This is a genomic window from Bacteroides sp. 3_1_13 (genome assembly GCF_001185845.1).
In the GTDB taxonomy this organism is placed as follows: Bacteria; Bacteroidota; Bacteroidia; order Bacteroidales; family Bacteroidaceae; genus Bacteroides; species Bacteroides xylanisolvens.
In genome coordinates, this window is record NZ_KQ236955.1 from 831,939 (window position 1) to 856,298 (window position 24,360).

14 protein-coding genes are annotated in these 24,360 nt (G+C 44.4%); 1 reads left to right on the forward strand and 13 read right to left on the reverse strand.

The window, feature by feature from the left end:
• From HMPREF9009_RS03105 to ltrA, 6 genes are all read right to left on the reverse strand, one after another.
• Window positions 1–1,518 carry a SusF/SusE family carbohydrate-binding protein gene (locus HMPREF9009_RS03105; RefSeq protein WP_049702225.1) on the reverse strand — a complete coding sequence of 506 codons (1,518 nt, stop codon included), beginning with the start codon at window positions 1,516–1,518 and terminating at the stop codon, window positions 1–3.
• 36 nt (window positions 1,519–1,554) lie between these two features.
• Window positions 1,555–3,018 carry a RagB/SusD family nutrient uptake outer membrane protein gene (locus tag HMPREF9009_RS03110; RefSeq protein WP_369798457.1) on the reverse strand — a complete coding sequence of 488 codons (1,464 nt, stop codon included), beginning with the start codon at window positions 3,016–3,018 and terminating at the stop codon, window positions 1,555–1,557.
• A 42-nt stretch (window positions 3,019–3,060) separates the two neighbouring features.
• On the reverse strand, window positions 3,061–6,060 hold the full coding sequence (locus HMPREF9009_RS03115) for a SusC/RagA family TonB-linked outer membrane protein (protein ID WP_049702226.1): 3,000 nt from the start codon (window positions 6,058–6,060) through the stop codon (window positions 3,061–3,063).
• Window positions 6,061–6,515: 455 nt separating this feature from the next.
• The gene (gene rhuM, locus HMPREF9009_RS03120) at window positions 6,516–7,508 is read right to left on the reverse strand and encodes a virulence protein RhuM/Fic/DOC family protein (protein WP_049701409.1); all 993 of its coding nucleotides are present in this window, start codon (window positions 7,506–7,508) and stop codon (window positions 6,516–6,518) included.
• Between the two features lie 66 nt (window positions 7,509–7,574).
• Window positions 7,575–9,227, reverse strand: coding sequence for a DUF6377 domain-containing protein (locus HMPREF9009_RS03125; RefSeq protein ID WP_049701410.1), 1,653 nt, complete (start codon window positions 9,225–9,227; stop codon window positions 7,575–7,577).
• A gap of 116 nt (window positions 9,228–9,343) precedes the next feature.
• Entirely contained in the window at window positions 9,344–10,891 is a 1,548-nt protein-coding gene (gene ltrA / locus HMPREF9009_RS03130; RefSeq protein ID WP_083444141.1) for a group II intron reverse transcriptase/maturase, read from the reverse strand.
• Between the two features lie 1,007 nt (window positions 10,892–11,898).
• On the opposite strand from ltrA, the gene HMPREF9009_RS03135 reads away from it, so the two are divergent.
• A complete protein-coding gene (locus tag HMPREF9009_RS03135) occupies window positions 11,899–13,626 on the forward strand; it encodes an ATP-binding protein (RefSeq protein WP_004298610.1) in 1,728 nt (575 codons plus the stop codon).
• Between the two features lie 575 nt (window positions 13,627–14,201).
• Here HMPREF9009_RS03135 and HMPREF9009_RS03145 read toward each other — a convergent pair.
• The 7 genes from HMPREF9009_RS03145 to HMPREF9009_RS03170 form a co-directional block, all read right to left on the reverse strand.
• Complete coding sequence (locus tag HMPREF9009_RS03145) at window positions 14,202–14,663, reverse strand: hypothetical protein (RefSeq protein WP_004298612.1); 462 nt, start codon at window positions 14,661–14,663, stop codon at window positions 14,202–14,204.
• Between the two features lie 123 nt (window positions 14,664–14,786).
• Complete coding sequence (locus HMPREF9009_RS25645) at window positions 14,787–14,975, reverse strand: hypothetical protein (RefSeq protein WP_143241511.1); 189 nt, start codon at window positions 14,973–14,975, stop codon at window positions 14,787–14,789.
• A 218-nt stretch (window positions 14,976–15,193) separates the two neighbouring features.
• Complete coding sequence (locus HMPREF9009_RS03150; protein ID WP_087323569.1) at window positions 15,194–17,398, reverse strand: glycoside hydrolase family 2 protein; 2,205 nt, start codon at window positions 17,396–17,398, stop codon at window positions 15,194–15,196.
• A 5-nt stretch (window positions 17,399–17,403) separates the two neighbouring features.
• On the reverse strand, window positions 17,404–19,071 hold the full coding sequence (locus tag HMPREF9009_RS03155) for an arylsulfatase (RefSeq protein WP_004298622.1): 1,668 nt from the start codon (window positions 19,069–19,071) through the stop codon (window positions 17,404–17,406).
• Window positions 19,068–20,255: a family 43 glycosylhydrolase gene (locus tag HMPREF9009_RS03160; protein WP_049701413.1), complete on the reverse strand. Its 1,188-nt coding sequence runs from the start codon at window positions 20,253–20,255 to the stop codon at window positions 19,068–19,070. Before HMPREF9009_RS03160 ends, HMPREF9009_RS03155 begins: the two co-directional genes overlap by 4 nt.
• A 47-nt stretch (window positions 20,256–20,302) precedes the next feature.
• Complete coding sequence (locus HMPREF9009_RS03165) at window positions 20,303–21,856, reverse strand: sulfatase family protein (RefSeq protein ID WP_049701414.1); 1,554 nt, start codon at window positions 21,854–21,856, stop codon at window positions 20,303–20,305.
• Between the two features lie 329 nt (window positions 21,857–22,185).
• Entirely contained in the window at window positions 22,186–24,249 is a 2,064-nt protein-coding gene (locus HMPREF9009_RS03170; RefSeq protein ID WP_049701415.1) for an alpha-L-arabinofuranosidase C-terminal domain-containing protein, read from the reverse strand.
• Window positions 24,250–24,360 lie beyond the last annotated feature (111 nt).

Genomic DNA, 24,360 nt, shown 5'->3' on the forward strand with positions numbered 1-24,360 from the left:
TTATTGTTTCACAATCGAAATCGTCTCTTTCAACTGGTCAATCGTAATCCGATAAGAACCGGCTTCCTGAATATTCCATTTATAATCCAAACTACCCAAATCTGCATCCGGATACATACTGTTCAACTCCGCATCCGACTTGGTAACGAACAATGCCGTCTCTACTTCCCCCGTCGGAGCCTTGTTGCTCTTATCCGCCATAAACCAATCCCCGTTCCAGTCTGACTGCTTGTCGCAGGAAATCTTCATCTCACCTGTTTTCAGCGTACCGCTCCAGGTAAAGATGTAAGGACTGTCGGCACTCTTCGTCATCGGAGTAGCATTGCCTAAATCCCATCCGTTCGGAGTTGCTTCACCCACCAGATACAGCCCTTCGTAAGGAGTGAACGGACGCATCAGCATCTTCTCTTTTCCTTTTCCTGTGTAGAACCATACTTTATAAGGCTTGCCACATTCGGCTTCCTTCATCTGCCATTTAGTATCGTCATCTCCTCCAAGTACTACCGATGTCGAAGTGTACGGAGCATTAGCCATGGTAGGATGGAAGAAAGCATCCGCCTGACCGAAGTCTGCCACGGAAGCGAATTTAAATTCTCCGTCCGCCTTCCAGGGAATCACGGCTCCATAATGGAACAGGTTCATCTGAACAGCATCTTTAGACAGTGCTTCAAATCCCCAACCATTGTTACCCGTAAACGAACCGACAATGAAAAATTCTTCATATCTCCAGCCAATATCTTCCGTTTCGGTAAGTGTTAATGTCAGGTCGAGCAGGTTTGCTTTTACGATATAAGTTGCTTCTTTACTGATTGTGAACTGTTCGTCCGGTTGGTCACCCGATGTACGGTAGGTCAGTTTGAATCCTTCTTCGGCAGTAGCATCACGGTTGTACGACGGCAGGAATTCTCCTAAGGTCGTTATAAATTTAAACGATCCGGTATTCAGCTTTCCTGTCCATGTAAATTGTCCGTTATCCGTACGTTCCATTGCCGTTGCGTTATCGGCGCTCCATCCGTTCGGAGTAGCATCACCAATCAGGTAAAGCGTCGTAGTAACCGGCTGGTAAGTAGTCACCGTAAAGGCAGCCGTCGCAATCTGTTTCTGATCTTCCATTCCGGCAACAACCGCTGTGATACGTGCTTCCAACTCCGCTTTCACGGCATAACCGATACCGAACTGCGTATGCAGAAATTGGTTAAGTTCTTCCACTTTCTTAGTCCATTGATACGTTCCCGTACCCAAATCTACCGAATAAGGATTCGCAAAGTCCGTTCCGGCTTTCGCCAGTTCCAGCGTATAAGAGATACGGTTACCGCTTCCATAATTCGTTCCGGTAGTCCATGAAAGCGCCAGCGCCTCCTGACTATGGTTCTTTTCGTTCAACACCAACTCCTGCTGATTCACCGAAAGGGTGAGGGTATCATGTCCTTTATCTGTCTCCATATAATCCTCGGTACAAGCAACCATCGTTCCACCGATGAAAAGAGAGCATAACAACTGATATATATATTTCTTCATCATATTATTTGTCTAAATGAATGATTATAAAACGGATTAATAACCGGGATTTTGAGTCATCAGGTGATTGGAGTCCATCTCCGTCTGCGGAATAGGCAACAGGAGACGTTCTTTGGTCACATTATTCTTACCGATAGATTTCAGGAATGTCAATGCATAATTTCCATTATCAACCCGGATCATATCGAACCAGCGATGTCCCTCAAAAGCAAGTTCCATCCGACGTTCGTGAATAATCTTTTCTCTCATTTCGGTCTGCGTCAGAGTAGTCGGCAGCTCTGTCAGTCCGGCACGCTTACGAACGATATTCAATGGTTCGGCAGCCTGATCCGGATGTCCCTGCTCATTCAAAGCTTCCGCTTTCTTCAGTAAGACATCCGCATAACGGTATACTACAAAGTTGTTGGGGTTGGTATTATACTCCGGAGAGACGGTTTTCGACACAAGGAACTTACGTACGTTATAACCCGTATTCGACCAGGAACGTCTGTATTCCATACCGTCAAAAGCAGGACAACCCTGATACAACACAGTGATGTCTTTCCGCAAATCACCGTCTTCGTATTGCTTGAAGAACTCTTCCGTAGGCAGGTTCCATCCATAAGCACCGGCTACCATACCCGAATTACGAGGCCCCATGAAGGTAGACAGCCAGGATGACTGGTTATCACCGCCCCAGAAGTCATATTCCGTACTACCGGAGTATTGCACTTCGAAGAGAGATTCTGCACCATTATTGATCGTCGCATTAAAGTTATCGGCATAATTGCATTGAGTCAGATCATATCCCATTGCAGCAATGTTATTGCACAAGGTCACTACTTCATTATAATAGTCACGATGATTGGGAGCCAGTGTCAGGTAAATATCCGCCAGCATCGCCATTGCAGCCTCTTTGCAGGCACGTCCCCTGTCAGCATCTCCATAACTGCTTTTCGGAGGAAGCATATTCACTGCATTTTTGCAGTCGGAAAGAATTTGAGCATATACCTCATCTACCGTATTACGGGCAATATCCGCAGATTCTCCCGGTTCAAACGGCTCCAAGCGCAAAGGCACCCCTCCGTACAAACGAACCAGAATATAATAATAATGTGCACGCAGGAAATAAGCCTCACCCATGCAACGGGTCTTTATCTCATCGGAGATAGATGCTGAAGGCAAATTGGAAAGCACGATGTTGCAACGTCCGATCCCAACCCACGGAGAACGCCATACATACAAGGCAAAGCCGTTGTCGCTCTGGGCTATGAAGTTGGAAGCCTGAACAGTCTCCAAACCGTCAGTACCTCCTCCGGCTCCTACTTCACTGTTGCCTGCGATGATGTCGAGGCTCCAAATACGCTGGTTATACATATTAGATGACTGAAGAGTCTTGTAGCAGGCAGTAGTCAGTGCCACAGCAATCTCATTCGTCACTTCCGACTCGGGATCGACGCCATATTTGGGATATTTATCCAAGAAGTCGTTGCACGATGTCAATGCCAGCACGGCAGACATAAATACCAAAGTTATTATCTTTTTCATATTCTTTCTCCTGATTTAAAAGTTAAAGTTCAAGCCCATACTGAAGGTACGTGAAATCGGGTAACGGCTGCTGTCGATGCCATTAATATCCACTTCCGGGTCGAAGCCGGAATATCCGGTGATAGTTGCCACATTCTCGCAAGAGAAAGAGATGCGGGCATTTTCCAGTTGAATCTTTTGCATCCACTTTTTAGGCAGTGTATACGAAAGCGTGATATTCTTCAGACGGAGATAGGAACCGTTTTCCACAAACCTGTCGGATACACGGCAGTTTTGGTTCGGGTCTCCCCAAATGGCGCGGGGCATAGAGTTGCTGGTTCCTTCACCCGTCCAGCGGTTCAATACGGCTGTGGTCTGGTTGTAAGCGGCTGCCATTCCTTCGTTGTCAACATTGTTGGCGTTATAAATCTTGTTTCCCGATACGCCTTGCAGGAAAACGGAGAGTTCCCATCCCTTATAAGAGAAATTATTGCTTAAAGAGAAGAACCAGTTCGGATTCGGGTTACCGATAACGGTACGGTCTTCATCGTTGATGACTCCATCGTTATTCAAATCCCTGAAACGGATATCCCCCGGAGCTGCTCCCGGTTGGGTGGCGTGGCGGTTTACTTCCTCCCAGTTTTGGAAAAGTCCGTCGGTCACGTATCCGTAGAATACATTGATCGGATAACCGGCTCTAAGCATAGTCACGTATGAGTTACCCATCTGATTGATAAACATCGGAGTTTCGCTGTTCAGGTCCAGAATTTCATTCTTGTTATAGGTAGCCGTTAAAGCAGATTCCCAAGAGAAAAGACCTTTCAGGTTGATGGTGCGCAGGGTCATTTCCACTCCTTTGTTACGCATTTTGCCGGCATTGGTAAAGGTTTCAGTAGTATCTTCAAAACCGGAGGTGATAGGGATGGAAGCTTTCACCAACATGTCTGCCGTCTTTTTGATGTAGGCATCCAGCGAAAGGTTGACACGTGAATTGAACAGGCTCATATCCACACCGAAGTTGGTTTGGCGTACCTCTTCCCAATGAATATTCGGATTGGAAAGGGTGGTAGATACCAAAGCGGTGGAGTTGTTGTTGCCGAAAGGATAAACTCCCGTATTATAGGAAGCCACAAAGCCGTAGTTACCGATTTCCTGATTACCGGTCACACCGTATCCGATACGCAATTTGAGGTCATTCACCGGAGAATTGTCTTTCGGAAACCATTCTTCCTGCGAAATACGCCATGCCAGAGAAACGGAAGGGAATGTTCCCCAACGGTTGTTCTTACCGAAGCGGGAGGAACCGTCACGGCGCACAGTGGCTGTAAGCAGGTATTTATCTTCGTAAGAATAGTTGAGACGTGCCATCAGAGAAAGCAGTGCCCAGTCGCTCTGGCTGCCACCGATACTGTACATCTTCTCGCCGTTGTCCATTTCATGGATATTATCAAACATGAAGATATTCTTTTGAGCATTCAGGTAATCATAGTTGTTCCACTGGGCGGAAGAACCTGCCATCACACCTACACGATGTTTTTGGGCGAAAGTATGGTCGAATACAAAATAATTATCCCACAGGTAGGTAAATGATTTGTTGTCACTCTTATAGCGGGAAGATTCTTCTACCGGATTCGGTTTCCAGTCGTAAGCCGGAGTAAAGTTGTCGACAAACCAGAATTTGGCATCATAACCAAAGGTACTTTTCAACTTCAACCATTTGGTAAAGGCAATCTCTCCGGTGATGTTTGCCAGAAAGTTATATCCTTTTGTCTCGTTCGTCATCATATATAACGTACCGATCGGATTGCGGACACTTCCATACCATTGCGCTTCCTGTCCGGGACCGCTCCAGCTACCGTCTTCATTCTTCACCGGCTGGGTGGGAAGTGCTTTCATCGCATCTCCGATGCTATAGCTTCCTCCTTCTTTCACGTCCGTACTGAATGTCAGGTTAGTAGTGAACTTCAACCATTTATTGACCTGGGCATCACTATTTGCCTGGAAATTGAAACGACGGTAATTAACGCTTTCTACGATACCGGACTGGTCGAGGAAACCGCCGGATACATAGTAATGTGCCTTTTCCGTACCACCGGAATAGCTAACCGAATAGCTTTGTTTCACTCCCGTACGTAGCATCTCATCCAGCCAGTTCGTTCCTGTTCCCAATAAAGAAGGATCTGCCCAATAAGGGTTTGTATTATCATCATTATTAGACAGCATATCATTGCTCAAGGCGGCATATTGCGCAGCATTCAGCATATCGGGCACTTTAGTAGCGTTCTGAATAGCCCAGTTTGCGTTTACCGTTACTTTTCCGGCACCTTCGGCACCACGTTTGCTGGTAATCATCACCACACCGTTGGCACCACGCGAACCATAGATAGCTGTTGCCGAAGCATCTTTCAATACGTCTACCCGTTCCACATCAGCCATATTCAAGGAAGACAATCCCAAGTCGGTAGGAATTCCGTCAATGACAATCAGCGGGTTACTGTTATTGATCGTACCCAAACCACGGATCTTAATGGTGACATTATCACCCGGTTTACCGGCATCGATAATCTGCACGCCGGATACTTTTCCCTGCATTGCCTGACCGATATTAGCTACCGGAGAGTCTTTGATGTCCTTCACTCCGACAGAAGATACGGCACCAGTCAAATCGCTCTTTTTCATCGTTCCGTAACCTACTACAACAACTTCGTCCAATACTTCCGTATCTTCCTGCAAGGTTACTTTCAACGAGTTTTTCCCGTTCACCGGAACAGTCTGCGTTTTATAGCCGACAAAAGAGATAGTCAGCGTGCTGTTAGCCGGAACGCTTAATGAGAAATTACCGTCTACATCGGTTATCGTACCATTCGTTGTACGTCCTTCCACCACACTGGCACCGATCACCGGTTCACCTGTGGCATCTACTACATGTCCTTTTATTGAAATCTGTTGTGCGAATGCACTAAGAGATAGGAACAAGCCCCACATTATTAATAAGAGGCGGCGTTCAAAGCCTTTCGACTTCATACTCTGTTTCATGTACATTAATTTAAAGTTAATATTAGGGTTACTTTTGTTTTCGTTCTCTGTGTCATTGCTGAAATGACCGTGAAACAAAAGTATCCACATTTCATACTGCTTCTTTGAGCAGATAGCAAAAATATAGTGATTTAGAATCAACGAAAACATCTAATCACCTTATAACAAACAAATTACAGTAACAACCATACAAATAAAAAGTAGTGATTGTATTTACGAAAAAGTGGCTTAACAGGGATGATATCTCCGATAAGTCACTTTATTAACCTAATTATTCAAGTATCATTCGCTAGCTGAAATAACTCCGTCAGCTATTTTAATAGCAGGAATAGATAGGACGTTTTCATCATATAATCACCACCAGTCTCATAAGAAATTGGCTGGTTGATTACAGGGACAAAGATTCACTCTCACGGAGCAACCTTTGCCGTCGTAACAGAAATGATTGAACCGATTTAATTATTTTTATTAATCAGATTTACAATAACTTTTATCATCGTATCCATTTCCTCCGTACGACTTTCGGCAATCATTAAGGTTAGAGCCACAAGCGTATTATTTCCGATACGTTTACTTCCGTCCGAATTGTAGAGAATCCCGTTCCGCTCCATGAACCAAAGGAATAAGAACGCAGCAATCCGTTTATTACCATCGCTAAATGAATGATTCTTAGTAGCTAAATACAACAAAATCGCCGCTTTCTCCTCTACGCTCGGATAGAGGTCTTTACCGCCAAAAGTTTGGTAAATAGTGCCAATGGAGCTTTTGAACGACTGGTCTTTCTCATTACCGAACAGAGAACTACCACCAAATTTCTCCCGCAACTCATTAATAGCTACCATCGCACTCTCATAGGTAACAGTAAATTGCTCTTTATTAGTTGTCTGATTTATTTCAAGTTGCTGATAATCGTATCGATCAAGAGTATCAAGGGCATACGTATAGTCGGTAACTATTCGTAGCAAACCTGTCGCTTCGGAATATTCCAATGTCTTGCAGTTAAGAACATTTGCCAACACTTTGATGGTTTGTTTCAAATCCTCGTACTGCTCTAACTTGATGTTATCCTTAACGGCATATCCTTTAATGAGATACTCTTTCAATATTTTATTTGCCCAGATACGAAATTGAGTCGCATTTTTTGAATTAACTCTATAACCAACGGACAAAATAGCATCAAGATTATAATATTTCACTTCTGTTGTTTGCGTTTTATCCGTCATTGCACCGTGTCGAGTGGTATGTTCCAAAATGGAACATACCATATTTTCCTCCAATTCACCCGATAAAAATATATTTTTCAGGTGTTTCGTTATAGCAGGTCGTTTCGTTCCGAATAATTCAGCTATTTGTTTTTGAGTTAGCCAAATGGTGTCCTGCTCCAACTTAACATCAAGCGATATACTGCCGTCAGTAGTCTGGTATATGATTATCTCCCCTTTGTTCATAGCGTCTAAATTTTCGTAAAGTTAATGATTAATTCCACTCGTTCAGACAGGTTATCGGATATCATATTATTCCTCCACCATCTTTCCAATGCCCATCACTTTAGCCTCAAATTCATCTCTTTCTCCCAAAGATTTGTTACGGACACGGGTCCGGTAATTATAAATGGTAGTGACGGAATAACGGAGGAATTGCGCTATCTTAGTACTGTCCGTAATCCCCAGCCGGATGAGGGCAAAGATACGGAGTTCGGTGTTCAACAGTTCTCCCGGTTTGGGTTGCATGGGTTCTGTGAGCAGCGCATTAAATTCCTCCACAAAATTGGGGAAGAGTTGCAGGAAAGTCATGTCGAAGTTTGCATAAAACTCTTTCAGTTCTTCATCAAGGAATTGGGAGGATTTAATGGCTTTATATAGTTCTTCCACTCTTCCGGCGGCAGCAATTTTATTCAGGGAGCGACGGTATAAATCCATCTTGTCGAGATAGGTGGAGCATTGATCCATGTATCGGCCGATATATTCCTCCTTGATATAGTTGGCTTCCGAAAGCGTATGATTCATCTCTTTCAGTTGCGAATTGGAATCATGGAGCTCTTCGTTCAGTTCTTGCAACAACGTATTGGTATCGACCACTTCGCGACGTGCGGCAGCAACCTTTTTCATCTGCTTGTAAACGAAGAAAATGGCAACCAACAAAAATACGGAAAGCAAACTGATACAAATCAATGATACTTTCATCTCCTGCTGCTGCCGTTTGGTTTTCAATTGGTAAGCCTGGTCAATGATAGGAAAGACTTGCGAGATTTCTAACGTACGAAGGCGGGCATTACAAAGAGTGGCATCCTCTAAGGAGCATTTCAGGTAATTGTAGGCACGGTCAATATCCCCTTCATCGTAGACAAGAGAAGCGAGTTTGCGCAAAGATACATATTCCTTTACTGCCGATTTCAGGTCGGCAATAGCCGAAAGGGCCAGGTAATGCTTTTGCCCCTGCTTGTCGCCTTTCAACCGGTAACCCTCGGAGAGAGTATAAGTAAGCATTGCTTTTGAATGGTCGTCCAAAGAAGGTTTGTTGTAATATTCCATCAGCATACGGATGGCTTCATCGTATTGAGCATGTACGATGCACTTATCCGCCATCACCAATACGTGCCCCAAAGAGTCGGAAGCGTTGACCTGCAGAAGAGAGTCACGATACAGATCCGTCATTCGATAATATTCTTTCTTGGCTTTCTCCGTAACGGCATAATCTCCCATCAATCCGTAAATAGTGCGATACAAATGATAATAGTAACCATAGAGATAATCGGGCAACGTTTTCTTATCAATCTGCCCCAATAGTTCCAACGCTTCTTTATACATTCCGGTAGTTCCCATCACTTCCGCCATATTCATGGCAGCATCATCCAGGTAATCCAGTTTATCCATGCGATGGGCCAGTTCTTCTTTCCGTTGGGCATAGACAAAAGACGAATCCAGATTATAAGCCCGGTATTCATCAAAAAGACGTCCGCAAAAACCATATCGTTGTTCATCGGAAGTAGCCTCCGTCAACAATTTCTTCAGGTCAGCGATACGCGCCTCCTTTTCCGCTCCATAGGTCTGACGGTTTTTAATGATACCATCAATCTCACGAAGTAACGCATCGGTACTCTTATTATCTTTTGCATAAAGCAGACCGGAAAGGACGATTGTCACAAAAATCAGAATCACTTTTTTCATAGTGCCGTATGTGTTATGTAGGTTTGCGGCGTTACCGCCGCATTCCCCATTAAGAACTGTACGTGCGAGTTTCCCCGCATACAGCTCCGATAATTCAAAATTTAATTCTCATAAAATTAAATCGGCTCATCCGCGCCTTTACAGGCAACTGTTTCCGATAAAGTTCCCTTTCGGGACGTACGTGAGCGGTTGCGTTTCTGCATCCGCTTCAAGAAGTAGGCATCCCAAGTCGGGTCGTATGGATTGGCTTCACATTTCACCTTTACATGTCGTCTAATCGGTATGTCAGCCAGCTTCATAAGTGTAAAGATAGCACCTTTTTCACAATCTTTGTACTTGAAGCCGAAAATCCAGTCCCGATTGCCGACCTTGATAAAGTATTTGTTCTTTATCCATTCTCTCGACTTGTTCGTATGCCTTCGATAGGACCACCGCTTTAACTGGTTGGTTAATATATGGTCTATCTTGCTAAACGTAGTTTTCGATACCACACTACTGTAGTAGTTTCCCCATCCCCTCAATACAGGGTTGAGGTCTTCTATCAGCTTCTGCTGTGCTACAGCCTTGTTCTTTTTGAACACGACTTCGTGCAGTTTCTCTGTGAACCGTTTCTGACTCTTAGGGGATGGTTTGATTAACAATGTGCCGTTGTACTTCCGAACATTGAACCCTAAAAAGTCAAAACCCTCGCTGATGTGTGTTATCAGTGTCTTTTCTTCGGATAGCGTGAGACCACGTTTCCCAAGAAACTCAATCAACATACATTTTGTCTCTTCCAGTATTTCTCGTTTGTCTGCCGTGATGATGAAATCATCAGCATAACGCACGCAATTCACTTTCGGATGATAAAGTTTTCCATCGATGTAGCTCACCTTATACTTCTCTTTCAACATTCTTTCCATGCCGTCGAGTGTCATGTTGGCAAGTGTCGGTGAGATGATGCCACCCTGCGGAGTACCCTCCACGGTGGGTTGTAGCAACTTATTGAATACGACACCACTTTTCAGCCATTTCTCTAAGATGTGCTTGTCGATTCGTACGTTATCGAGAAGCCATTGGTGACTGATGTGGTCGAAGCATCCTTTAATGTCTCCCTCCAATATCCATTGGGGAGAGCAATCTTTGCTTAACCATCTGTGCAGGGCATCCATAGCATCTGCCGCACTTCTGAACTTTCTAAATCCATAAGAGTTGGCATCAGCGGTTGTCTCCGCAATGGGTTCTAGAGCCATCAGATAAAGAGCTTGCATGGCTCTGTCCTTCATGGTCGGAATCCCGAGCGGTCTCATCTTTCCGTTCTTCTTTGGTATGTTAACCCTTTTCAGTGGAAGGGCTTTGTACCCTCTCCGTTTCAAAGAACTCACTGCGTTTATTTTCTTGGCATCGGTGTCCCATAGTACATGGTCCGCTCCTGCCGTACGTTTTCCTTTATTGGACGTCACTTTCTTTACCGCCAATCCCTTGGCTTCAAAGGAGGTGACAAGAAGATGTTGCAAGGCTGTCACCTTGTTGTATCTTCCTTCTTTCTGAGCCTTTGCTATTCGGACTTGTAGCTTCCTTACCCTACGCTCGCATCGTGCGAAATCTATTCCTTTCCACACTGTTTTGCGTTCGGCTGAAGATGCACACTTGGCTTGCGCCTCGCTCCTTTGCTGTTTCTCCATACTTGAAGTTCTACAATTCGTTTCACAAAGAATTACCCTGTGGAAGTCTGCCCGCTTTCGCGTAGGGTGACGTTGAAACCCTTATCCACAACATTACATCATGATATTCGCTTTCTCCACAATCCTTTACCCGCACCCCGTTCGGCCGCTCTTACGATTGGCTTACCCATTTGCTATTGGCTGATGGGAGAAATACGGGCTTACCAAGTTTCGCACAAGTAACTGACGACCGACTTAGAGTCCGCCCATCCACCGGCAGTGCAACATCCGTGTAGTACGACATAACAACGTACTATCCTGACTGCTTGCCTTTTGGCATGGCTCCTAAACATCCGTAAGCCAATTCTTTGTAACGATGGTGCAGCGATTCACCTGCGTTACTCCTATCGGTCAGCCTTGCCATTCTTCGCCTATGATGTTTAGGTTGGAACGTCGTTCTCAAGAGGGCTCCGCACCCGACCGTTACCAGTCACGCACGCCTCTTTAGGCTACTATTGACGGAACAATAGGTTCAGACATGATGCTGAACAATTACTTGTGAGACCTCTTGTCGCACATTATGATTGCAAAGATAAAAGTCTTTCAGAAACTTCCGGCTTTCAGGAGAAAATTATTGCAGGCAGAAAAACAATGTTTATTAAAAAGAGGAGGTAAATCGGATTTATTATAAACATAATTATTATATTTGTAATAATTGTGTTTATAATAATCAGTATGAAATAGCAGATAAACTGTTGGGAGTCTGGTTACAAAAGAATTACTAGACTATAAATCCTAGAAATGAATAGTTAAGAATAAGGTTTCATTCATTTTTGGTACGGTTATTAGCAAAGCATCTCCATTATCAACATTATTTGGCTAATGACATAAAAACGCAAGAGAGTTTATATTCATCACTCTGGTGCGTCAACATCCCCAACTTTCTTTCCCTTTCTTTGTTCTTTCTGCGGGAATATGCTACTTTTGCATTATCTCATAAATATGAGAACTAAAGAAAGGAACAAATTATGGAAGAAGTAAAAAGAATCCCTTACGGAGTTTCCAACTTTGTGGAAGTGGTGGAACAGAATCAATATTACGTAGATAAGACTATGTATCTGCCGTTGTTGGAAAAACAACCTAGTAATTTGTTCTTTATCCGCCCCCGCCGTTTCGGCAAGAGCATCTTTCTGAGTATGCTCCGAACTTATTATGACATCGCTCAAAAAGAAAAGTTCGAAAAACGTTTCAGCAATTTATGGATAGGCAGTCGTCCTACACAGTTGCAAGGGACTTTCCAAATACTCTTTCTTGATTTCTCCAGAGTGGGAGGGCTTGACAGAACGCTTGCCGAAAACTTTGATGATTACTGTTGCGGCGGACTGGATGATTTTGCTTCTATCTATGAACCCTATTATTATCCCGGCTTTGAAGAGGAAATGAAAGCCCAATACGGCACTACCAACAAACTGAATTTCCTCGATCGCAAGGCACGCAACAACGGCTCCAAGCTTTATCTGATAGTGGATGAATATGATAATTTCACGAATGTGGTGCTAAACGAGCAAGGCGACAAAGTCTATCACGCCCTAACCCATGCCAGTGGCTTCTACCGCGAAATCTTCAAGAAGTTCAAAGGCATGTTCGAACGCATCTTCATGACCGGAGTCAGCCCCGTAACGCTGGACGACCTGACTAGCGGATTCAATATCGGCTGGAATATCAGCACCGATCATCAGTTTAATATGATGTTGGGATTCAGCGAGACCGATGTACGCGAGATGATCCAATACTATAAGGATGCCGGACAGTTGCCGGGCAATACGAACATAGATGCGATGATAGAGGAAATGCGACCGTGGTATGACAATTATTGTTTTGCCGAAGAAAGCTTGGAGCGTGACCCGAAGATGTTCAACTGTGACATGGTGTTCTATTATCTGCGTCATTATATGACTTTGGGCAAATCTCCCAAAGAAATGATAGACCCCAATACCCGCACGGACTATAATAAGATGAAAAAACTTATCCGGCTGGACAAGTTGGACGGTAACCGCAAAGGAGTGTTACGTAAAATCACCGAAGATGGGCAGATTGTCACCACGTTGACAACTACCTTTCCCGCTACCGATATTACCAAACCTGAGATTTTCCCCAGTCTGCTTTTTTATTATGGTATGCTTACCATTACTGCCACTCGCGGCAACTATCTGGTGTTAAGTATTCCCAATAATAACGTGCGTAAACAGTATTACGAATTCTTGTTGGAAGAATATCAGGACAATCGACATATTAATCTGAACGACCTTGGCCTGATGTATTACGAAATGGCTTACGACGGCCATTGGCGTGAAACGCTGGAATTTATCGCCCATGCCTACAAGGAAAACTCTTCCGTGCGCAACGCTATTGAGGGAGAGCGCAACCTGCAAGGCTTCTTTACTGCTTACCTGAGTACGAATGCATATTACCTGATAGCCCCGGAAGTAGAATTGAACCACGGTTATTGTGATCTGTTCCTAATGCCCGACCTGATACGCTATGACGTGAAGCACAGTTATATCATCGAACTAAAATATCTCTCTGTCAAAGACTCGGAAGCGAAAGCCGAAGCCCAATGGAAAGAAGCTGTAGAGCAGATAAAAGGTTATGCTGCCGGTCCCAAGGTACGCAGGATGATATACGACACCGAGTTGCATTGCATCGTCATGCAGTTTCGCGGATGGGAGTTGGAACGGATGGAAGAAGTCAGATAGAAACTCTGCCTGATATAATTATTCTGAATACACAAATTTTCATTTCTCATAGTGTCTTTCCAGTCAACCTATAACAAGAATAAAAAAACAACTAGTCAACCATTATCAGGGAAGTACATATTCTTTTTGTCCCATATATTGTGGGAAAGTATTCCCTACTGACTGGGAAAAGATTCCCTCATTTTGTGGGAACAAATTCCCATAATATGAGGGAATACTTTCCCACAATATATGGGACGATCGGAACTAGTTTATCTCCAACTAGAAAAAGGAAGAAGACAGTATCTTGACTATGAGAAATACCTTGAAATACTATGAGAACAAGGTGAATTTTAAGCTAAAATAGAGGGTACGTTATGAGAAATACCATATTAGAAAGTATTTCTCATAAGCTACTTATTTGATTCTTTGTTGTTTATCAGTCATCAATGAGAATATGAGAAATAAAAATGAAAAATCGTTTGCAGAGCTTGCTGAATTTTTAATTGATGTACTCATGACTGCACCGTTCTTAGTTAAATGGAAATTTAGGGGCGCTATGCCCCTAAATTTCCATGTTTGAGTTGACATTTGCCTCATTTCCAGACCTTTGTAAACCAATTCAATTTTATTCTTTTGATTCTCATACACCACTTTTTTAACCGGCATTTATAACAGTTGAACTGTCCTAATTCAAGTTCTATTTCTAAATCCCGTACCCGTTCGTTTTGTTCCATCCACATGCCCCGTAACGCATCTCGCTGTGATTTGGCTTCCCTATACATTTCAAGCTCTTTGTCGCGTGCCCCTAAGAGGAAAGCATATATCAAGCACGTCTCGGATTTACTGATACAGAATTGTTCCAATGCTTTCACATATTCCGGATCAATGCCTTTCTCCCTGGTTTTCAGGAATCCACGGAGACTTTCATCGTTTACAACCGTTTTGTAATCCTTGAAATATGACATGATTACCCGCATATCCACCCAAAGTTGGATATATTCTTTTTTAAGATTGTATTTCTTAGCCGCTTCTTCTACGCTAATCCATTCTGACATAATGTTCGTTTTTTTATGTGTGATACAATGAAAGAGGGATACTCTTTTTATTATATTAGTGCAACGGGCATCTACGCTTCCTGCAGTCCGGTGGGCGGGGATTGGTTAGGTTATATTGGGGTATTATGAATAAACCGACCGGATACAAGAAAGGCGCAGATGCTGTTGCACCATTATCCGCTCATGAGGCTTAGCAAGACCTTTCCAAAGGATAATGATAACAACAGACACCCACGCCAATCGTTTATATATAACACATTCCTGACGGATATGTTGATATACACCGTTCGGGTGGAGTATCTGCTGAATCATCTCTCTTTGGTCGAAAGTTGCTAATTTTCATGAGCGAGAGATAATACGCTTTTACTCCAATAAGAGATAAAACCACTTTCCACCAGTTCCATCACGCTGATGGGCAGAAAGCGTGTGACAAAGATAAATGATTTATTTGGAATATATTGGAAATAAGGCAATAAATAATAAAAGGTACATACCTTACAATAGAAACAGACAAAAGAAAAACAAGTCTGTTAATAAGCCCTCAACCCATAATCGAATCTCATCTTCTTGCTATCTTTCACTTCAATTTTCAACAAATTACTTCCTTTTCGCAAGTAACGGCTGTAATCGCTGATATTATATTGATTATATTGCCTGGTCTGCTTTGCCTCCTGCGCAAAGACTTCCACTCCATTCAGCCAAACTTTGGCTTCTCCGGCAACATTCAGCCATAAAGACAGATGATTGAAATCCTTATCCACCTTAAAAGTAGCTTCTGATACTACCGTAGAACGAGGGGGACAGTCGAAAGGCAAAGAAGTCATTTTCAGCTCCTGACCGTTCAGACTGACAAGACGGGTATTCTTGCTTCCGTTCTGACTGTCTGCAATCAAAGTAACAGCTTTCGCAGGGGTGATTTCATACAAACGGTTGTGCATCAGGTGTAACAAGCCTTCTGGTATTTTAGTTACTTTCCGGTCGTAAGTAATCAGGCCGTTCACTTCTCCTTCCACATCAGTGGTTTGTGTATAGACTGCCGCACTCAATCCTTGGGCAATCAGCGTTTCCAAATCATATACCAGACGGCCATAACTATCAATCAGAGCCATTGCTCCGTCTATATTCTTATACCCCCAGTTCCTCATATTCGGATTCCAGATATGCTCTTTGATTGCCCAGCCATAGCCGCCGAATTCTCCCAGTACGGAAATGCGGTTGCCGTTGTTCTCCGGCAGAATCATGGAAGTGACAGGATAATTATGTACGTCGTACATATCGCCTACGCCTCTGTCCGTCCAGCCGGTCACTCCGTTTATCAGGCGTGTATCGTCGTATTTTATCACTTTATTTACGATTTCCACCGTGTTATGCTGTCCCCATCCTTCATTGAAAACCACCCAGGTAGTGATACAGGGATAGAAACGGAGACGGTCGATCATCTCGAACATTTCTTTTTGCCATTGGCGGGTGTGTTCTTCGGGAGCGTTCCAATCAGTAGTAGCCAACGGATTGACGTGTTCCTCCTTCTTCCTTGACGTAGCAAAACCGGAAACCATGTCTTGCCACATCATCAATCCCAGAGAATCGGCGTAATAATAATATTGCTCCGGTTCTACTTTGATATGTTTACGGATCATATTGAATCCCATCTTCTTCAACTGCACCATGTCCCACAACATCGCTTCCTCGGAAGGAGGAGTCAACAATCCGTCGGGCCACCAGCCTTGATCCAGCGGACCGTATTGGAAGATGGGTTGGTTATTCAGGCAAATACGGTTGTATCCACATTCATCTTTACGGGCATCTACTTTTCTCAAGGCAAAGTAACTCTTTACCCGGTCTAAAACACGTCCTCCATTGGATAAGACAATATTCAAATGATACAGTTTCGGAGATTCGGGAGACCATAAGACAGCGTTCGGAACGTCTATCTCCATCGCATTAGTCAACTTCTGTTCCACCGTCTTGATTACTTTGCCATCATCCAACACTTCTATTTTCACTTCTTCATTGCCTTTGGCTCCGATTATATCGAAAGCCAGCTTCACGGATTTTCTTTCAATATCAGTGGAAGGAAGTACCTGACGGATATAGGTTTTATTCACCGCTTCCAGCCACACAGTTTGCCAAATGCCCGATACAGGCGTGTACCAGATACCTTCCTGATTAAGTTGTTGTTTCCCTCGGGAAATAGATTCCGTGTCCGTCGGGTCGGTGACGGCTACTTCAATGCTTTGAGGACCACTCTTCTTCAGATATTTAGTAATATCGAACGAGAACGGGTTGTTTCCTCCTTTATGCGTACCGACCAACCGGTTATTCACCCATACTTGACATTCATAATCCACTGCTCCGAAATGCAGGATAGTAGATTTGTTCTTCCAGGAAGGATCTAAGGTGAACTCACGTTGATACCATAGTTTATCCGTAGGAAGAAATGTTTTCTGCACTCCGGACAGAGATGATTCAATCGCAAACGGGACCAGGATTTCCCCTTCAAAGGAAACATTCTTCCGAGGCGTGTTCTGATCCGTTACGGCATACTTCCACAATCCGTTCAGATTGATCCATTCTGCCCGTTGCAACTGTGGTCTGGGATAACTTTGCCACACATTTTCCGGCGTCACCTGTTCAGCCCATACTGTTTTAATTTTATCTCCTTTAGGCTCCCATGCATGGGTAAACACCTGCGACATGGCTCCTAAAGCCAGAGTTAGTAAGATTCTCTTATCCATAAGCATTAGCGGGTTTTATATTCTTTAAAATCTTTCCGTCGATTCTTATTGTAGGTATTCCACATTTTCTGGAAATACAGTACATCACTCTTGTCCGCCCATTCGAAATAGGCTGTTTCCAATTCTTTTGCCATTTCAGGATATTTACCGATCAGGTTGTGCTGTTCGGTACGGTCTTCCTTGATGTTGTACAATTCCCATTCATCTCCCTTGAAGTTGGCGGAAACCAGCTTCCAGTCACCTTTACGCACCATGCGGTTGCCTTCATGCTCGGCATAAATATATCTTTCGGGCATCTTCTTTCCTTTCACAATCGGAAGGATAGACTGACCTGCCGTAGGCAGAATCGCTCTTCCCTGATATTCTTTCGGATAAGTGGCTCCTGCCAGTTCCACACAGGTAGACATGATATCGGAGAATTGTGCAGGCTGATGATTCAGTCCGCCTTTGTTCTTCACATGATTACCCCAGGAAATGATACACGGAGTGGAAATACCTCCTTCGTGTGCATAATGTTTATAGAGCGTGAACGGCGTGCAGCAAACATTTGCCCAGCCTGTACCGTAATGATGATAGGTTCCGGGCAAACCCATTTGGTCGAGTTCTTCTCCGGTATGGGTATGGTATTCGACTCCGGTCTGTTTGTCGAAGCCAAATTCGTGCCATTCGGCACAAGCTCCGTTATCGGACATAAACATGATAAACGTATTGTCTAACTCACCGTTCTTCTTCAATTCATCTACTACCCGGCCGATGTTCGCGTCCATCACATCTACCATAGCGGCAAAAATGGACATACGGCGTGCGAGGTCGGTCTGCTGATCTTTCGTCAATGAGTCCCATGCCGGTAGCGGATGCGTTTCATCTTCAAACAGACTTTCGGGAACTACACCACGCGGACTAAGTGCCGGCTTTCCCTGCATAAGTTTCAGGTCCACAATCCGTTTCCAGCGGGCGTCACGAATCTTGTCCCATCCCTGCATATAGAGAGACATATATTTATCGGTCACTTCTTTCGGCGCGTGCAAAGGGAAATGGGGAGCGTTATAGGCCAGATACAGGAACAACGGTTTCTTCTCCTGATGTGCCTGGTCGATAAAGTCAATCGCATAATCCGTTATCACATTGGTAGCGTAGAAAGTTCCTTCCTCATAGTGTCTGGGCGTACGGTCTTTCGGCAAACGGGTATATACCGCCGGATTCCAGAAAGAGTTGAATCCGCCCAACAAACCGTAATACTCTTGAAACCCACGAAGAATAGGATTCGACTTATTCCCCAAATGCCACTTTCCTGACATCGCCGTAAAATATCCGGCATCTTTCAGGACTTCTGCAATCGTGACGTTGTCCGAATTGGAACGGAAACCGGAATATCCTTTCGGCCAGGCAGGATGACTGCCGTCCATGTGTCCCAATCCCGTCTGATGCGGATAAAGCCCCGTCAACAGGTTGGCACGCGACGGGCAACTGCGTGCACTGTTATACATCTGCGTCATACGGACGCCATTCTTTGCCAGTTTATCCAACACCGGTGTATGAATCTCACCACCGAAACAGCCAAGATCGGAGAAGCCCAAATCGTCTGCCAGTATGATAATAATATTCGGTTTGTCCTGCGCATACGTCATCGGGACCAGAGCCAGGCTGCCTGCTATCAATAAAGAAGTTTTCATTTGGTATTATAATTAAAGTTGGGTTTGAATTTACCATTCTCATAGATCATCGGAATTAATCCGGGACGGCACGTCACTTTATATTCCGCCGCCTGTGCCCCACGCGGATTGAAGAACATGGTAGCCCACCAGTTTCCATCCTTATCCTGGAAAAGGTTGTTGTGTCCTCCTCCCGTGATGGCATTGTAGCGTTCGCTATAGGGACCATACACATTATCGGCTGTCGAGATGATGCAGTCATAACTATAACGTGTCTTCGGCGAGGTTACTCCCTTTTTCTCAACATAGGTATCTCCCTCCGACGTACGGTGCGACCATATAGCCTGTACGAGGTGATATTTGTTATCATATTTGAAGATAAACGCTCCTTCAATATACGGTTCCGGATTATATTTTTTCTCTTTCAATGTTTTCAGTTCCTCGGCAAATCCGCTCATATCCGGTTTCATACGGGCGATATAATGGTTGTGCCCGACAAAGTAGACAGTGCCGTCCGTATCTTCGAACAAACTTCCGTCGATATTCGGGAAGATGGCTTTGTCTTTATTACCTTCGATATTCTCGTACGGTCCTTCCGGTTTTCCGGTCTTGCTCCGCAAAATGAAAGAACCTCTCCCACCTGCCGACTCATTCATGCAGGCAACGATAAACCAGTTCTTCGCGCTTTTGATATAATGCATTTCCGGAGCCCACACTGCATGGAAGCGGTTGTCCATCGGATCACCGTTGATGGATTTCTTCTGATATTTCTCTCCTGCTTTATATACTTTCGGCTTCTTTTGCCAGGTTCCGTCTTTTTCCATCGACCATATTTGTCCTCTGGCTTCCCAGGACTTCATATCTTTGGAACGCCACAAGTACAAACCGTCGTTCCAGTCCCAGCAATGCCTCTGTCCCGGAAAGTAACGGTCGGGGGTAGAGGTGGTTCCTGTGATATAATAATAACCGTCGGGACCCAGCGTAGCCCAAGTGTCCCTCATCCAATAATCAAATGCCGGCTTTACAGATGTCGGAACACGTAGTTCCGGAGCGTTTGTATCTGCCGTTCCATATAACTGTGCTGATGCTGTAGAGATGGAAATAAATCCTGTAAACAAGATCAATCCTAATCGCAAAATCAATTTCATAAATTTCTGTTTTATGTTTACGGATACAAAAATAGGCCGTTGCGGGGCAGACTTCATGGAATCATGTTTTTAATATCCGTAGGTATGTACAATCTTCTTATTTTTTAGTGTTCCGGGTGGAGATAATTAAATGGATTCTGTTTAAAATGGTAACGTCTTTGCGGGAGAGGCAGCGGGTCCTGCAAACGCAACTCCCATGCCAGTAAACGGGTCAGAAGTTCTGTTTGAATTTCGCTGTATTTCTTCTCGCCAAACAGATTATGAATCTCCGAAGGATCTTTCTTTAAATTATAGAGTTCTCCGTTGCCATAATGATTCATGACCAGTTTCCAGTCATCCTTTCTTATCATGCGTGAGGTACCGCTTTGCGTCCAGGTGTTCAGTTCGTCGAAGTGGGCTATTTTGCCGGAAGTCAATGCTCCTTCCTGTTCAAAAGTCAAGGAGGCATCCAGTCCAACATCAGCTCCTCCGAAGCCTTGTTGTACGACCATGCTAGAGAATTCTTCTTTAGGGTAAGCTTTTCCGGTCAGCATCGGCCACAAGCTACGGCCCTGAACTCCTGCCGGTATTTCGGCACCGATGGCAGAGCAGAAGGTGGGGAAAAGGTCGGCTATCGATACGTGGCTATCCATAGGGGCAGGCTGGTTCTTAATGTGATATCCTGCCCATACCATCGGGATACGTGCGAGGCTTTCGGAAAGTCCGGCTCCTTTACGGATCAATCCGTATTCCCCCCAGTAGTCACCGTGGTCGGAAAGTACGACAAAGAGGGTGTTTTCATATTGTCCGCTGGCTTTCAATGATTCGATCAGTCTCTTGATCTGATCGTCTATCAACCGGATCATTCCGATATAGTTGGCACGGATTCGAGGCAAGTCTTGTTCCAGGTTCGGGCAGGACGCGTCTTCCAGTTGCGCCAAAATACGGTATTTCTCTCCTTTCTTTGCCAAATCTTTGCGGGAGGTCTTTAAGACGGGAAGCTTATCGGGGGAGAACATGGAGTAATAGGGTTCACATACCTGATAAGGGTTGTGAGGTTCCGGAAAAGAAACCCATACGAAGAAAGGATTTTCTTTCTGCTGCTTAATCCATGCCAGTGCTTCGTTCACGATTTTGGTGGGATGCTGTTCTTCCAGCGAGATGGGAGATGGCTCCAACCATTGCCCCCTGGCTTGCTGATTCAGGAAACGGGCAGTCTCCTTCTCTGCGGGAGTCGTCTTTTTGTGCTTTCCCCAGTGTCCGTATTCAGACCAGAAATCAAGGTCGGCAGGTTTCAGGTAAGCGTGATTCTTGCCGACCAATGCTGTTTTATATCCGTTTTCTTTCAATACGCCCACTAAGTCCTGTTGATAGGAAATGTCAGGAATATTATGATTCGTGCGTACGTGAGTGGCGGAAGGAAAACGCCCGGTGAACATGGAACAACGTGCCGGAGAGCTGGCTGGCATCACAGTGTATGCCTTATTGAACCATACATTCTCTTGCGCCAACCGGTCGACAAAGGGAGTCACTTCCAGCGGAAAACCTTCCCTGCCGCACAAATCGGCACGCTGCTGATCGGTCATAATAACCACAATATTCGGTTTGCCGGTTTGCGCCTGGGCTGATATTGTCAAACCTTGTATGGCAAGCCCTGTGATACAAAAGATTGCTTTCATTTTATTAATTTGCTATTTGACGATTAAAAAACTGTCATGACTTATATCTCGGAATAGTAAATGATAATTTTGCGGAGTGCCCTGAAAGGGCTTAATTATATAGCGTAGGGCAACGCCCTACGTAAAAACGACAATCTGAATTTGCGCCCTGAAAGGGCATAATTGTATACAGTTCCGCCCTTTCAGGGCTTGTGGCTGGTGTGTCTTTTTCGTAGGGCGTTGCCCTACGCTATGTAATTAAGCCCTTTCAGGGCACCCCAATAAATATATAATTGTAAGGCTTTCAGCCTAACTGATAAGTTCTCATTTAACCGATAAATTCCCATTTATCATTTCAATTTAAAACGGTATACAACCATGGAAGCGGCTTCCAATTCGAGCGGCTGATTCAGGTCCAGTCCGACTTCCGTCTCTACCGGTTGGACTTCATTCGGAGCAAACGGTGTGTTTTCTTTTCCCGGAACCAGTACCAGACTTGTTTTATGTGCCTTGACGGGACGTTTGAAGCCGGAAACTTCCGGTTGTAGAGTGACTTTTTTATCCTGCAGGTTTATCAGTTTCAGGATATATTGTTTGCTGGCCGTATCATATCCCATCGTAACAAAGATGTTCTGCAAACCTTCTATATCCTTGATCGCTGCATCCAGACACACGTCAAACGTGTTATCCCTGAACATCTTTGCCAGGTAGAAGAAGGAAGTCTTTACGCTACTGCCTACTCCATTAATCAACATCGGCAGGAAGATACGGTGTTCCAGAAAGTCCCAATGCCTCATCACCGGACGTTCGGCAAACAAAGGATTCAGATCGCCGTTGCGTTCTATTGACATACGGATGGCTCCGGTAGCCAGCAGGTTATAAGGATATTTTCCGTTGATTCCCAATTCGCCGATAAATAGATCGGCAACACCCCGTTTGTAGTTATCAAAGCGATAATGCTGTTCGCAAGCCCATTCGATTGAGTTATAATAATGTTCGTCGAACACTTTTACATTCTTCGGGTTGACAAAATTGGGAATATCTTTCCGTTTGTCGTCATTCTCCCTTCCGACTACACGGATGACACTATTGGCTATATAAACCAAGTCGGGGTATTTGGCGGACAATGCCTGATAGATTTTTTCATAACGTTCCCAATACACAGGTCCGAAATCTTCATTTCCAATCTCGATATATTTTAGCGGGAAAGGAGCAGGATGACCGTTCTTTGCTCGTTCGGCTCCCCATTTCGTAGTTGTATCACCAATGGCATACTCGATGGCATCCAACGCATCCTGGATATAAGCGTCCAGATCGACATCAATGTGTCTGAAATTCCATTGTGGACTTTGCTTCACCCAACCGCTGCAAATCATACCCGTAGGCATCACATACATCGCATCGGCTCCCACATATTCGCACAATTCATAAAACTCATGATAACCGATTCCGTCGGTACGGTAATAAGGCGCCCATTTGCTCCACTGTCCCGGACGATTTTCAATCGGTCCGAGCGTCTTTTTCCAGTGATACATCGTTTCTTCATTGACTCCGTGCACGATGCACCCGCCCGGAAAACGGATAAAGCTGGGAGAAAACTCTTTCAAGTTCTGAACAATGTCTTTACGGAATACGGATTTTCCATCGTTCCAGGTATCGGACGGGAACAGGGAAACGACATCTATCTGAAATTGTCCTTTCGACATCGGTTGTATGGCAAACATTCCACGCCGGACGTTCTTTTCCGGTTTCAGTTCACCGGTATATTTTGTCCAGTCCCGATTCCCTACATTCACTTCGATCACATTGCTCACCCGCTGTCCCCATTCGTCAACCAGAAATACACGTAACGGAGCGGAATAATTCCTGTTCTTCAGAAACAAGGAAAGGCGGTAAGACGTATCCGTCTTCAGGTTCATTCCATAATATCCACGGTTGAGAATCAGGGCATCCGGATGGTTCGCAATATCTTCCGTGACATTAACCAGCATCGAATACTTATTTTCCCCACTCATCGGATTTTCATCCGTGCGACTGATAAATACAGGAGTATATGATAACGGATAAGTCGTCCATCCAATCAGCGGATCGGCCTGAAACACTTTTTTCTCTTTAACGCGGGGAGCCGGAACATTTTCATAAAGACCGTTCTTCACAGATAATCCGGCAGGCGGTGTAGCTTCTTCAAACGAACGGTTACGTATCAGTTCGGCGTGCAGGGCACCCTCGCCCATCATTCCTATTTCTTCATAATGGAAACCGTACTTTACGGGAGCCACTTTGTGGGTTTTCGATTTATTGATATACAACGTTCCATCGGAGGAAGACGGAGAGGAACTATTCCCATATACCAGAGGTAATGTGAAAAACAGACCGATACCAAACGTAAAGGATTTGAATGTCGAATGATTCATAGCATTTGTTTTTAGAGTTTCACATTGCAAATGTGGTCTTTTCTATCCAAGAAAAACAGAAAAATAATGCTTAATACCTGCAATCATGTATAAAAATCTGTAGCGAAGCGG